Annotated in this window: 14 protein-coding genes and 1 pseudogene; 5 read left to right on the top strand and 10 right to left on the bottom strand. The window is 56.4% G+C overall.

What is annotated here, in order from left to right:
* Window positions 1-54 precede the first annotated feature (54 nt).
* Window positions 55-701: pseudogene (locus DSM14862_RS20575) on the top strand (IS6 family transposase).
* Between the two features lie 196 nt (window positions 702-897).
* Here DSM14862_RS20575 and DSM14862_RS20570 read toward each other — a convergent pair.
* Window positions 898-2,433, bottom strand: a complete 1,536-nt coding sequence (locus DSM14862_RS20570; protein WP_243254663.1) for an IS3 family transposase — start codon at window positions 2,431-2,433, stop codon at window positions 898-900.
* Between the two features lie 139 nt (window positions 2,434-2,572).
* Here DSM14862_RS20570 and DSM14862_RS20565 point away from each other — a divergent pair, with 139 nt between their 5' ends.
* From DSM14862_RS20565 to DSM14862_RS20550, 4 genes are all read left to right on the top strand, one after another.
* Window positions 2,573-3,457 carry a DUF1403 family protein gene (locus DSM14862_RS20565; protein ID WP_040702139.1) on the top strand — a complete coding sequence of 295 codons (885 nt, stop codon included), beginning with the start codon at window positions 2,573-2,575 and terminating at the stop codon, window positions 3,455-3,457.
* A 1-nt stretch (window position 3,458) separates the two neighbouring features.
* Complete coding sequence (scpB, locus tag DSM14862_RS20560) at window positions 3,459-4,049, top strand: SMC-Scp complex subunit ScpB (RefSeq protein ID WP_243254662.1); 591 nt, start codon at window positions 3,459-3,461, stop codon at window positions 4,047-4,049.
* 122 nt (window positions 4,050-4,171) lie between these two features.
* Window positions 4,172-4,549, top strand: a complete 378-nt coding sequence (locus tag DSM14862_RS20555) for a response regulator (RefSeq protein WP_007121563.1) — start codon at window positions 4,172-4,174, stop codon at window positions 4,547-4,549.
* Window positions 4,550-4,699: 150 nt separating this feature from the next.
* A complete protein-coding gene (locus DSM14862_RS20550) occupies window positions 4,700-5,056 on the top strand; it encodes an H-NS histone family protein (RefSeq protein WP_007121564.1) in 357 nt (118 codons plus the stop codon).
* Between the two features lie 223 nt (window positions 5,057-5,279).
* Here DSM14862_RS20550 and DSM14862_RS20545 read toward each other — a convergent pair whose 3' ends face one another.
* From DSM14862_RS20545 to DSM14862_RS20505, 9 genes are all read right to left on the bottom strand, one after another.
* A complete protein-coding gene (locus tag DSM14862_RS20545; RefSeq protein WP_243254661.1) occupies window positions 5,280-5,777 on the bottom strand; it encodes an isoprenylcysteine carboxyl methyltransferase family protein in 498 nt (165 codons plus the stop codon).
* On the bottom strand, window positions 5,777-6,841 hold the full coding sequence (locus DSM14862_RS20540) for a type III polyketide synthase (protein ID WP_243254660.1): 1,065 nt from the start codon (window positions 6,839-6,841) through the stop codon (window positions 5,777-5,779). Before DSM14862_RS20540 ends, DSM14862_RS20545 begins: the two co-directional genes overlap by 1 nt.
* A 477-nt stretch (window positions 6,842-7,318) precedes the next feature.
* Window positions 7,319-7,705 carry a DUF2127 domain-containing protein gene (locus tag DSM14862_RS20535; protein ID WP_007121531.1) on the bottom strand — a complete coding sequence of 129 codons (387 nt, stop codon included), beginning with the start codon at window positions 7,703-7,705 and terminating at the stop codon, window positions 7,319-7,321.
* Window positions 7,702-8,301: a DedA family protein gene (locus DSM14862_RS20530; protein WP_243254659.1), complete on the bottom strand. Its 600-nt coding sequence runs from the start codon at window positions 8,299-8,301 to the stop codon at window positions 7,702-7,704. Before DSM14862_RS20530 ends, DSM14862_RS20535 begins: the two co-directional genes overlap by 4 nt.
* A 39-nt stretch (window positions 8,302-8,340) precedes the next feature.
* Window positions 8,341-9,369, bottom strand: coding sequence for a metallophosphoesterase family protein (locus DSM14862_RS20525; protein WP_243254658.1), 1,029 nt, complete (start codon window positions 9,367-9,369; stop codon window positions 8,341-8,343).
* 167 nt (window positions 9,370-9,536) lie between these two features.
* Complete coding sequence (locus DSM14862_RS20520; RefSeq protein WP_007121560.1) at window positions 9,537-9,875, bottom strand: PepSY domain-containing protein; 339 nt, start codon at window positions 9,873-9,875, stop codon at window positions 9,537-9,539.
* A gap of 87 nt (window positions 9,876-9,962) precedes the next feature.
* On the bottom strand, window positions 9,963-10,364 hold the full coding sequence (locus DSM14862_RS20515) for a GtrA family protein (RefSeq protein ID WP_165481312.1): 402 nt from the start codon (window positions 10,362-10,364) through the stop codon (window positions 9,963-9,965).
* Window positions 10,365-10,390: 26 nt separating this feature from the next.
* Window positions 10,391-11,386 (bottom strand): glycosyltransferase family 2 protein, encoded by a 996-nt coding sequence (locus tag DSM14862_RS20510; RefSeq protein ID WP_243254656.1) that lies wholly within the window; start codon window positions 11,384-11,386, stop codon window positions 10,391-10,393.
* Entirely contained in the window at window positions 11,383-12,903 is a 1,521-nt protein-coding gene (locus DSM14862_RS20505; protein ID WP_243254655.1) for an ArnT family glycosyltransferase, read from the bottom strand. Before DSM14862_RS20505 ends, DSM14862_RS20510 begins: the two co-directional genes overlap by 4 nt.
* Window positions 12,904-13,020 lie beyond the last annotated feature (117 nt).

The following is a 13,020-nucleotide window of genomic DNA, read 5'->3' as shown; positions in this document are numbered from 1 at the left end:
GGAGCGGCGTGATGTGGTGCGGTGGGGACATCTCAAAAGCCGGTACGCGTGAGCATGACCAAACAACCTGGTGCCTTTTCATGCCACCGTTTTCTACCTGAAATTATCGCATCCGCCGTCTGAGCCTATCATCGATTTCCCATGAGTTTTCGTGATGTTGAGGATCTGTTAGCCGCACGCGGTGTTGTGGCCAGCTACGAGGCTATCCGCGCTTGGGTTGCGAAGTTCGGGTTACAATACGCCAAGGCGATCCGCCGAGGTCGACTTAAAGTGGCGGACAAATGGCATCTGGACGAAGTCGTCCTTCCGATAAATGTTAAGAAGTATTGGCTGTGCCGCGCCGTCGACAGCAAAGGCGATGTGCTGGACATCCTCATTCAATCCCGGCGCAATAAACGGGCCGCCATTCGGTTCTTCCGTAAATTATTCAAGGCATTCGGTGAGCCACGGGTGATCGTCACCGATAAACTCAAAAGCTACGGGGCCGCCCTGAAGGAGCTGGCCCCGGGAATAGAGCATCGCAGCCATAAGGGCATCAAAATAGATCCGAAGGTTCGCACCGTCCCAGCCGACGACCAGAAAAGGTCATGGGGAGGTTCCAACAATCTTCCGTCCGCGCCGCAGCGGCTGCCTATCGTCAAACCAGAGCCGGTGCCCACTGGATTTGGGGCGACATCACGCGTGAGTTGAAGGCGGCATAAGATCTAGCGCCCCCGCTTTCGATGCCAGAAACGCCGATAACTTGACGAAGCCCATCAAACTTATCAAAGCGTACTGAGGTCGATTTATCGCATTCTGCGCCTTTGATTTTCCAAAGGTCCACTCAGTTTAAGACTGTGCTACAGTATATTCTTTACGGCCCGATAAGGGGGGTGCGGACAAAAACTTGGACTGTTTTCACGGCATAAGGCCGAGGCTTTTACGGTACTCGATTGGGCTTCTGCCACCAAGGGACATCTTGATGCGCGTTTCGTTATACCAATGGATGTAGGCGTCAACCTCGTCAATAAACTGGGCCACGGTGAAGGCTCGCCAATCGCGAGGATAGAAGAACTCAGTCTTCAGGCGTCCGAAGAAGCCTTCACATGCGGCATTGTCCTGCGAGCTCGCTTTTCGTGACATCGAGCGAACGAGCTTCGCTGCGTCAATACGTTCCAGCCAGCCAGGCCAGCGATAGTGGCCCCCACGATCGCTGTGGACGATGGGCCGCGCTTCGCTGTCAGCGATGGTCTCTACCGCTGCATCAAGCATGGTATTTACGAGGTCGGCATTCGGTCTGGTCCCTATGGTCCAACTTATGACGAGGCCGTCGAAGCAATCAATGATCGGGGAAAGATAGACTTTACCTGCTCGGATGTGGAACTCAGTGATATCGGTTAGCCATTTCTCATTTGGCGCTGCCGCCTGGAATTCCCGGTTGATGATATTCTCCGGTGCAGGGCTAATCTCTCCCAGATATGAGCTGTACCGCCGCCGCTTCGGCTTTGGGACGATCAGAGCTTCCTGTTTCATCAGGCGCCGCACCACTTTTTCGGAGATCGAGATGGATTCCCGCGTCATATATGCTTTGAGGCGACGGTACCCGTAGCAGCGATGGTTGCTTTCGAAAGCCTCCTTCATGGCGTATCGAATGGGAAGATACTTATCTTCCAGATTCATGCGAGCGCGGTGGTAAAAGTAAGAGCTGCGCGCGAGACCGAGCCGAGCCAACAGCGCTGGTGTCTTATACCGGTTTTTTAGGGCGACGATGAGCATAGTCTTTTCCCGATTGCTCAGGCTCCGCAGATCGCCGCCAAGTTCCTTTTTTATCATTTCACTCGCAGTCTTGAGCAGATCATGCTCAATCTGGAGCTCGCGAATGTCACGTTGCAGGGCTTCGCGCTGACGCTCCAACTCTTCAAACTCTGGGTGAAGGGCGCTCTTCTTGCGTTTCATCATGGCAGGAGCCTCCGGGCCAAGGATCTGAGTTTTCCAAGCATAGAGCGTCGGCCGACTAACTCCGAACTTTTTGGCCAAAGCCTGGGCACTTTCTTGACGGCTATATAGCCCGACCACAGCAGCCTGCTTCACGGCGTCAGAGTGATTTCCTGGGCCATATGTCGCATTGGAGGTCGTCTTCGTGTCAGGAAAGGCCTCGCGCACCCAAGCCGTCATTGTGGCTCGGCCTGGATAGCCTAAAGCACGCAGCGTCCATGAGATGCAGCGGCCATGGGTTGCATAATGCTCTAACGCCACCTGTTTCTGTGCCGTCGAAAACTTAGGCGTGCGCGGCGCCGATCGTATCGGCAAGTCCTGCAGACGTTGGTATTCTCGATGCCACCCTTTAAGGGCGTTCTTCGTTGGATACCCCAACTCACGGATGGTGGCCTGCGCGCGCTTGCCGAGCTTGATATAAAGCCTAACCGCGCGCAGTCGTTCTTCGTAGCTGTACATGGACTATCTCCAAGATAGTCCAACTTTTCGTCCGCACCCCCAAGTGGTAAACTTATTGGACTTAACTACAAGCGATAACGTGGGGCGGTTTGGGCATAATTTTGTAGCCTAAACCGCCGTTTTGATGTAGTGCGATTAAATGGATTTATCCCGCGCTGGCGACATCGTTCATTTTAAGACAATACCTTGCATGCCGTCGTGGGTCATCTCAGGACGTCCGGAAAACCTTGAAGATGTGGCCTTTTTATCCGGCGCGGCATTGAGTCACCTGCACCTCCTGATGGCGCGGGACGATGTGCATCAAACGCTGATGCGCGCGCGGTTAACGTTGCGCGCAGCTGAGGCCTGCGTCAAATTTTCCGGACGTCCGGAGCGGGTTGGGGACCTGCGCGATGCTATTCATTTTCTGCGCCCCGGGGATTTGGCAGGTCCGGCAGGCGACATCTATCTCAGCTGGCAAAGAGCGGTGGCGCGGCCAGTTACGTTCAAATCATTGCAGCGTGCTTTTCCAACCTACGAGGCTGGGCAGATCGCCGAGTGGTGCGCGGTAGGGCAAGGTAATCCAGTTGCGCGCGCTGCGCAGGTGTTAGAAAGGGTTTTGGCCGTAGCCCCGAGGTCAGCGCGGTTGGCTTTAGCTTTGGCGGATGCCGCGTTGGCACAGGCGCTCGGTTGGCGTCACATCACACCGCTGTTCGCGATAGGCTTGAAACCGGCAGATCTGCGCAAGCTGGGGACTGAGCTGGAGGGTGCCTGTCATCAAGCTGTACGTGTCGCCTGTATCGAAGCTGCGCGTTTGGCAGCTGACCTATTGCGAAAGACGGCGCATCTCGTCGCCGTTGCGCCGAAGCTACGTGCCAAGGGGGCTGGGGAAGCCGTCGAGATGTTTTTGACCCGCGATGCCGTCGCAGCAGCAGAGCTGCCTCTGCCGCCTCGCGCGGCACGGCGCCTTTGTGACAGGCTTGTGGACCTGGGTGCCGTGCGCGAACTCACCGGCCGCGACACGTTCCGGCTCTACGGAGTATAACATGGCGAAGGATCGCTCTGAGGCAGAGCTTGACCGTGAGCTTGCCCACCTTCTGCCAGAGCTGCGCTGGCGGGAATGGATGCGAAGGATTGAGGCTGTGCTTTTTGCCTCTGCCTCACCTGTGCCGCGAGAGGATTTGATGCGGGTTGTAGGGCAGGGGGCGGCAGTCGATCTGCTCATTGAGGACCTGGCCTCCGATTTGGACGGACGCGCATTTGAAGTCGCTGAGGTGGCGGGTGGCTGGATGATGCGCACGCGATCTGCCTACGCCCCCGCGATCCGCGCGGCGGCCGACGTGGGGGATCAACTGCTCGACTTGAATGAATTCGACGTCGCAGTGCTGGCGGCCATCGCATATCATCAGCCTCTTACCCGAGACGGGTTGAAGGATATTTTTGGCAAAGAGATTAGCCGGGACCTGATCGGGCGGCTGCATGCGCGCAATCTGATTGGAATGGGACCACGGGCGCCTCAAAGGGGGGCGCCTTATACGTTTGTGACGACAGAACAGTTTTTGATCGCGTTCGATCTTGAAAGCCTGCGCGACCTTCCGGATCAAGAGCAATTGACGGATGCGGGCTTGGCACAATAGCTCCAAGTTCTGCCTTGCAACGTTCACTCAGATCGAAAAGGTAAAGCTGTCGCGTTTGCGTCAAAGATACTGTAGTGGCGAGGCCGAGACAGGAGCGACCATGATAATTTTTGCGTACCTATATGGCTAAACGAATCCTCCATGTGGATGACGACCCAATCATTTTGGATATCGTCCGAGCGACCTTCGAGAAGGATGATGAGGTTACAGTTACATCCGTCAAAAACGCCTTTGACGCCTTAGCATCCATTCAAGGTCTAAAGCCGGATTTAATCATCGTTGATATAGCGATGCCGACTATGGGCGGCTTCGAGTTCATACTTGAGCTGCGTAAAATTTCGGAGACAGCAACGACGCCGATTATTATCTTGAGCGGTAGAGCCAGAAGTCTCGGTGCGTACAATCCGTTTCAGCAAATGGCCGTGGTGGTTTTAGAGAAGCCTATGGAGCCAGACAGGCTTCGCTATGAAGCCAAGACATTGCTGGCTCGCGTCGAGTGACATAAAATTTTCAGGACGCTCCGCGCGACTGAAATCAGGGCAACTGATCTGATTAGGGCAGATGCCCTACATCAATATATTGAATAGTTAAATCATCGGGCATATGAAGCGTTTCAAGTGTTCAGATCAGCAAACTAATGAAAGAATTGCATGTTCGATAAAAACGAGCTGAAAGCCCTGTCGCGCAAAGAGCTTGAAAAGCTGTTGGCAGACGTCAAGAAAGCATTGTCGTCTGTACAGGCTCGGGATCAAAGAGAGGCGAAGAAAGCGGCGACCAAAGCTGCTGCCGAGTTCGGTTTTTCGCTAAACGATATTACCGAAACCGCCGCGCTGGTTCCCAAGAAAAGGAAAACTAAAGCAAAGGCGGCCAAGAAACAGTCAAAGCCGGTTTTCTTTAACCCGGAAGACACGAATCAGACCTGGACTGGGAAAGGGCGACAGCCCAACTGGTACCGTGAGCAAATTGCAACCGGCATGGACCCCGAGGCGATGCGCATAAAAAATTGAAGAGAACTGGGGACTCGTGGCGGCGGCGAGCCCGTTCAAATCCTGTTCCTGCGCAACGTCGTCGGATAGAAACGCCCGGTGGATGTCTTCGTCAAAAGTCACACGCGGCAAGCTGAGCGCGATGAATGCCATGAGAGCCATAAAGACAACCGTGGCGGCCTTTGGAAGCCTCAGCGCCAGAAGGCCAATGCGTTCCGCGCCAAACCCGATCCCAAGAGACACTCTATCCGGCCCGCAGCGGGGCAAGTGCCTTGTGTTCGACCCCGATACGCACCCAAAGCATCGCCGCGTTAAGCAGGCTGAACACCAAAGCGACCCAGACGAGGCCGAGCACCATGGGGGCCACGATGATCTCGGCCACAACAAGCATGTAGTTCGGGTGAGAGAGGTATTTGAACGGGCCGCGCACCACCAGCGGCTCTTCGAGGATGATGATCCGGGTAGTCCAGCGGCTGCCAAGCGAGGTCAGAATCCACAGGCGCATGATCTGAAGCAGGGCAAAGGCCGCAAGCCAGCCATAGGACAGATGCTCATCATAGCCAAATAACATAAGACAGACGACCCAAGCGCTGTGCAGCGCGACCATCACCGGGTAATGCGCCGCCCCCACCTCGTAGGCACCCCTATCCAGCAATCGCGCCGTATTGCGCCGCGCAATGACCAACTCGCTCAGCCGTTGCAGGATGATGAACGCGAGGAAAAGAGCCGTCGCCAACTCCATCAAGCCGCCCGCTTGGACACGTGAAACGGCAAGAAAGAAGCTGTGAACCCCGGGCCAAGCGCGCAGGCCATCATCTGCCCACTCTGGCCCGCATCAATTACCTTTTGCATGACAAACATCACCGTCGGCGCCGACATGTTGCCCGCACGGCGCAGGGTGCTGCGCTCAGCGTCCAGAGAGCCTTGGTCCAGATGCAACGCACCTTCAATGGCATCAACCACTTTGGCACCGCCCGGATGGCAGACGTATCGGTCAATCTGCGCGTGGTTCAGGTTAGCAGCCTTCAGCGCGCTGTCGGTCGCGGCGGCGAACTCGGTTTTGACAAAATCCGGGATTGATCGGTCGAAGACCACGCCGAAGCCGGTCTCATCCACGTTCCACCCCATGATCTGGAGCGTGTCAGGCCATGTCTTTTGATGACCACGGGACACCGTGACAGTCTTGCCGGTTGTGGGGGGCGTGTCACTGATGCAGGCCGCCGCCGAACCGTCGCCGAAGAGCACCGTGGCGATGATATCGGCCTTTTGCAGACGGTCCGCGCGGAATGACAGTGAACAAGCTTCAACCACCACCAGGAGCACTTTTGCGCCGGGCAGTCCCGCCGCGATCGTCTGTGCTGTGGACAGCCCTGAGACACCGCCCGCGCAGCCGAGCCCAAAGACAGGTACGCGCATGATGTCCTCGCGAAAGCCCATTTCGGTCAGGGCCTGCGCGTCGAGTGAGGGGGTCGCGATCCCGGTCGAGCAGACGGTGACGACACAATCTACGTCTGCACCGCGCCACCCAGCCTCAATCAGCGCGCCCTGAGCCGCGTCGATGAACATTTGCCTGGCCCCGGTCATAAAGGCCGAGTTGCGATCGGCCCAGCCGTGGTCTTGGGAAAACCAGTCCATTGGCACGACGGAATGCCGCTGGTCGATTCCGGCCGTATCAAAGGTGCGAGAAAGCCGTCCGAACTGCGGATATCTGTCCCTAAAAATGAGGGCAGCTCGGTCGCGTACATCCGATTGGTTTAGGCAATAAGGCGGCAGCGCCGTAGCAAGACTGTGAAGATAGATCGACATAACGGACCTTTTTAATATCAGGTCTGACCATCGACGTTCAGTCCTTTTGAATGCGCCCACAGAACGCTCGGGTCCAACTCATCAGACATTGTTCTGTTCCAGAGCCACGTCGAAGGCAGATCAGCAAACCCAATGCGAAGACGACGAGGAGGGTGCGTTTGAATGTCGCGAGGTTCGAGTTGACGTGCCGCATCCCGACTTAGAAAAGATTGACGTGAGCGCGGCAGAGGGGGCGACGAGAAACGCTTCGAAGAGTTAGGTTTCTATAACGAAATGCACGATTTTTCTCTGTTAGGCTGAAGGCTTTAGTCAGGGTGACAATTTGCTTCGCCGGTCAAGATCAGGCGCATTGAAAGCGCTGCAATTTTTACGTTAGGGCCCCCACGACGCACGGCTGCGCTGTTCGCGTACAGTGACATAGATGACCGTCAGATCAATCGCAGTCAGAACCAGCAGAGCCATGCCGCCAACAGTGAGCTATTCGAACAACTGATAGATGACAAACGCCCAAAGCACGTAGACTGCGGCACGATGCGCCCATGCTGCGCCGTAAAGCAGGGCCGCAACAATAGCGATATGAAGCCCGCCATGCGCCAGAAAGTAGGTGGTATAGAAATTTAGATCCGATGTCGGGATGACACCGACGAGCGAGAAGGCGCGGGTGGCGAGGAAATCGTTCGGATCTTCCGCGAGCTCTGTGCGAAAGTACCATTGGGTGAGAGCAGGAAGGCGATCTACTGCTCCCGCGAAGATCGCCGCAGCCATTGCCAATTGAAGAACGCCCAAGACTGCTTTTGCAAAAAGGGTCACCGCAAATAATCGGTGGTTCAGGCTTTTTGAATTATGCTGTTTTAACGCTGTCATCTTTCTGCCTTGGGACGAAGCAACCGCCAAACATAAAGCGCGAGAAGGCCCAGCAGCAGGACGTTTGTCACTGGATTGATCCACGTCTCAACCTTGGCAAACTGTGCCTCAAGCAAATAGCCCGATACGGTGAGGGCGGCCGTCCAAAGCAAGCTGCCCAACCCGGTGTAGAGAAGAAACGGCAATAGCGGCATTCCCGTCATACCAGCGGGGACGGATATGAGCGTTCGGACCCCCGGCACCATCCGGCCCAGAAACACCGCCATGCCGCCATTGCGCCGAAACCACGCAAGGGACCGGTCGAGGTCCCGCTCTGAGATAGTCAGCCACCTGCCGTGCCGCGCGATGAACCTGCGCAATCGTGCTTCGGATGCCAATGTGCCGATCCAATACCATAGGAATGCTCCGGCCACTGAACCGATCGTGCCAGCGATAACGACGCTGACGAAAGAGAGATCACCGCTCGCCGCGAGATAGCCAGCGAAGGGCATGATGACTTCCGAAGGGATTGGGGGGAAGACGTTCTCGATCAGCATCAGGGCTGCAACGCCGAGGCTGCCCATGGAAGCCAGTAGCGAGGTGATGAAGTCAAACATAGTCGAACCTTTTTGATAGGTTTTGCAGAGTTGCGGGTATCAACATTGGATCGTGCCACTGTCTGTTTCCGTCGATCCGGAACCGGTGAGGTAGGTCCAGCTGGCCGCTTTATCTTTGAAGGTCAGCTTCAACATGCCCATCGTCCCTGTAATCAGCCGCTCGGAGAAGGCCGCAGGCTCAATGTTGCCCCGTGTCGACTTGCCGCCGGCCCCTACCACAAAGGCGATCGTGCCGTCCTTTGTCGGCTTGCCATCAGCATTAAGTGGCACAGTGCGTTCGTAGAAGTGGTTATGGCCATGCAAGACAAAACGGACGCCTGCGTCAGCGACAAGCCGGAACAGCGCCCGCGCACTGTCAGTTCGGCTGCGCGTCACGCTCGAATATGCGGGTTTGTGGAAATATGCCGCGGCGCAACTGTCCATGTGCGCTGCGAGCACTTCTTTTACCCATTCTGCCTGTGCAGACCCTGGGGACGCATCAATCTCGCTGTTCAGCGACAGGATCAACCAGTTCCCGGCTTTCAGGGCGTAATAGCCGTTTCGGTCTGGCCCTGCACGATCTTGCCAGTAGTCGTAATAGGCATAGGCAAAAGGTGATTGGTATTCGTGGTTTCCGGGGGTTGGCCATGTGCGGGCCCATGCAGCTCCCCAATAAGGGTCGTAGCAATCTTCAAAGCCCACGGCTTCGCCGCGTCTGTAGACCAGATCCCCCAGGGCGAGCACCATCGTCTCGGGGTATTGCTCCAAGATCGCTGTGGTTTCTATCATGCCCTCGTTCGGCACCGTCTTCGCTCGAGGGAGACCAACCGCATAGCGCAGGTTTCTGTCCATTCGGCTGAGATAACCCCTGCCTGCACAAGAGGCGATGTCACCTGCTGCCAAAACAGAGAAAGGCAGCGTCACATCCAGTTTGTGGACCCGGTTATTGTCGAATAACTGCGATTGCGAGGGGCTGGCCAGTGACCGGATGCCGGAACCCGCGATGGAAAAAATCTGTCCTTCGGTTCCGCCGATCAGAACGAGGGCCGTTGCTGACGCCAGCAGGGTTCGAAAGACGGTCTTATTCATCGGGCTCTCCTTAACTGAAGCTGTAGAGTTTGCCGACTGATCAGACTCTTACCGTAACATTACTATTTGGTAAGGCGCCGATGAGACCGTTGGTGTGGCATGCGAGGGTAGGCAGGGAAGACGTCCAGCGCGGCACCGCGATGACGCTGTGCCGCGCTGAGGTGGACTCAGTCATTGTCGTCATCTTCTTCGTCATCATCGTCCCCATAGGGGCCTTGAGCGATCACGGTGCCGTCATTTACATCGATCAGAATCTCGGTCATAGCCCCGTCCGGTGCGACGGCGACCGCCTCGTAGACCGCCTTGCCATCCTCGCTTTCAAATTCAATTGAGGCGATCTTTCCATCCATCGCATCCAAAGCAACCGTAAGTGCTTTCTGGATGTCGATTTGCGCTTCAGAGAACATCGCCATCTCGTTCGCATCATCGGTCTCAGCCAAAGCCATTCCGGTCGTTGCGACGGTGCCTGCGACAATCATTGCTGTAAGGGAAATCATATGTTTCATCGTGGTCTTCCTGTCTTGCACGGCCCCCAACTGGAGCCTCGCCTTAAGAGATAACCGACCCTTGTAGCCGGGAACGTCTCCACCAGATTACTGATTGGTTAGATTGGCAGACGGATCCACATCGACCGGCCCGCCGGCTTTGTGCGGGGTGCGAAACGCCCACAATCTGCTGAGTGCAAAAGTCAAAACCGCCGCGGAACCGGTTGAGATCCACAGGCTCACTGTGTCAGATAGATCCCCTTCGGATAGCAACATGATCAGAAGCACTTCGTTAAAGGCAAAGCCGATCAGGGCGACAAGCGCAAATTTCCACAGCGCGCTTGATGCGCTGACTTCCTGATCGGCAAAGGAAAATCCGAGATGGCCGATGAAGCTGACCACGAAAGCGATTGTGAAGGCGAACAGGTTCGCCAAAAGAGGATGCCAGGTCGACTGGATCAGCAGAAAGCCGATCATCATGTGAACGAAGGTCGCGAGCAGACCGACCATCCCGAACCGCAACAACTGGCGCCACATCACAGGTGCTCCGAATCTGCGGAAAAATCCTCGGCGATGATAAAGCCAGGACGGCCTTTGACCTCGGTAAAGACCCGCGAGAGGTATTCGCCCAACACACCGATGGAGATAAGCTGCACCCCGCCCAATAACATAACGGCCACCACAAGGGTCGACCAACCCGGCACGTCGATGCCGAAGATCAGGGTGCGGACGGCAATCCAGAGGGCGTAGAGGATCGAACAGGCAGCAATTGTCATACCAACTCCTGTCCAGACCCGCAGCGGCCAAGCAGTGAAGGACGTGAGGCCGGTCAAACCTAACTTAAACAAGCCAGCAAAGCCGAATTTAGAGGCCCCGGTCGCCCGCGGGTCCAACTCAATCGCCACAGCCTTGGTGCAAAAGCCAACCCAACCATACAGCCCTTTCATGAAGCGGTTGCGCTCTGGCAAAGCGCAGAGCGCATCGACAACCCGTCGATCCATGAGCCTAAAATCGCGCGCATTGGCTGGTATCGCGGTATCGCCGCCGATATTTAGCAGGGCGTAGAACGCGCGGGTGAATAACCGTTTACGCCATGTCTCGTCCCGGCGCTGCGCGCGGACGGCATAGACCATCTCATACCCCTCGGCGCGATGTTTCAACATGGTTTCGAGATGAAAAAGGGGTTCCTGAAGATCAGCATCGAGGACAACCACCGCTGCACCCACCGTGCGCTCCAGACCGGCCATGATCGCGTGTTCCTTGCCGAAATTCCGCGACAAGCGCAGCACACGAAGCGGATATCTGGCGCATAGCTCTCGGCTTTCTTCAAATGTTCCATCAAGGCTGCCGTCATCCACAATGATGATCTCGAAGCTGGGCACCAGCCTGCGGGCATGCGCCTCTACCTCGGCCACCGTTCTGGCAATATTGCCCGCCTCATTGAAAGCGGGGATCACAAAGGAAAGATCAGGAACACGCTTTGCAGGCGGAACGATCCGGGGTTTTACAAACCCTTCGGGACGACGGTTCATGATGCTTCACCCTGATCCAGATCTTCGACGAACAAAATGCGGTGCCCGAACCGTCCGGCGGGGCCAAACCGCGGTCCCAAATAGGGAGCGATTTCCGAGGCGACAGCCCTCGGGATGGCCACCGCGTCGCGCAGGCCATTGTCAGCGAAAATGTCGAATGTCGCGGTTCGTTCGGTGAATTTGACGCGACCGCGGGTATAGAACTCGGCAGAAAAGCTGCGACCGCCCCAATAGGTAATCTGCACATCAAGGTCGTAACTTTGCGCCGCAACTACCAATGCGCGCTCGGATCGGTTGGTGACGCTTTCTGGCTGGTAGCGCGCCAGAATCGTCACCGTTAGGAATGCTGCCCCAACGAGGCCGATGGCCACGGCTGTCGCTCTTCGAATCCAACAGCCCGGCTGCCCCCTCACTTGAGCCCAAAGCGAGACCAGGAGAACCGCTGCGGCGGGAAGCCCGGGCAAAGCATAGGCCGGCAAAATGTTTGCGGCGGGCGTGAAGAGGATCAGCGGCGCGACGACCCAAAGTGCAAGATAGCTGTGCCAATCACGGTCACTGCCGGTAATCTCATTGACGCAAGAACCCGCCCGGGGAAGTAAGGCCAAGAAGAACAAGCTCCACGGCAGAAACGTAGCCGAAGCATAGAGCCAGATCAGGCCTTTGGGCTGCTGATGGCCGGACCCGTAGAGATCCCCCTGCCAGCCCGGCACGACAAAGCGCTGGAAGTGCTCTCCGACAAGAAAGTAACGCAGGAACCCCGGCGTCTTGATCTCGGCCAGGATATACCATGGAAGGGTCAGCGCCGCCGCGATCAACAGCCCCGACAGCCAAGGAAATCCATGTAACTCGCGCCAGCGCCCTGTCAGCGCGAGCCACGGCACAAGCGCGATCATCAGGATGACAAGCGCGACCGGTCCCTTTGCCAAAAGGCCGATAGCGATTCCAACAAAGAACCACCGCCCCCAGGCGTTGCGCGCGGGGCTGTGCGACAGGGAATTATAAAAGCCGATCATGCTCAAGGTAGTGCCAAGCACCATGACCATGTCCGTCATCACGAAGGCCGACGCGCCGAAAAACATTAAAGATGAGGTGAGCACCGTCGTCACGACAAGAGCCTGATCTGCGCCTCGATGCTGGCGCACCCAAGTGAAAATTAGGCTTAGCACCCCCAATGAGGCAGCAAAGATGAATACCCGCGCGCCAAAGGTTCCAACGCCAAAAATCTTCATCCCTAAGGCAGACAGCCAAGTATGTAAGGGAGGTTTGCCCCAAAACGGGACGCCATAGTCGAACTGAGGTGTGACCCAGTTCCCGGTCTCGACCATCTTACGCGCGATTTCGGCATAACGGGCTTCTGTTGAATCTGTGAAAGGCCACCAGAACATGGCAAGCAGACGCAAGGCGAACAAAGCACCGAGCGCAAACAACAGGAACCGTTGGTCACCGCGGGTTAAGGCAAAGCGTCCCGCAGGCTCATGCCGCACGGCTGTATCAAATTTCGGATCTATTGCGACCATGATGCCCTGTCCTTTTTCTCAGGGCATAAGACGGTGGTGGTCTGCGAAAGATGGTCGGCACTATACCGATCCGTAATATTACGAAGATGGTGCAAAGCCGCAAAGCAGGCTATTTTC

This window comes from Sulfitobacter indolifex (assembly GCF_022788655.1).
Classification (GTDB): Bacteria; Pseudomonadota; Alphaproteobacteria; order Rhodobacterales; family Rhodobacteraceae; genus Sulfitobacter; species Sulfitobacter indolifex.
Note: the sequence above shows the minus strand (reverse complement) of the source record. Positions and strands in the feature narration are given on the sequence as shown.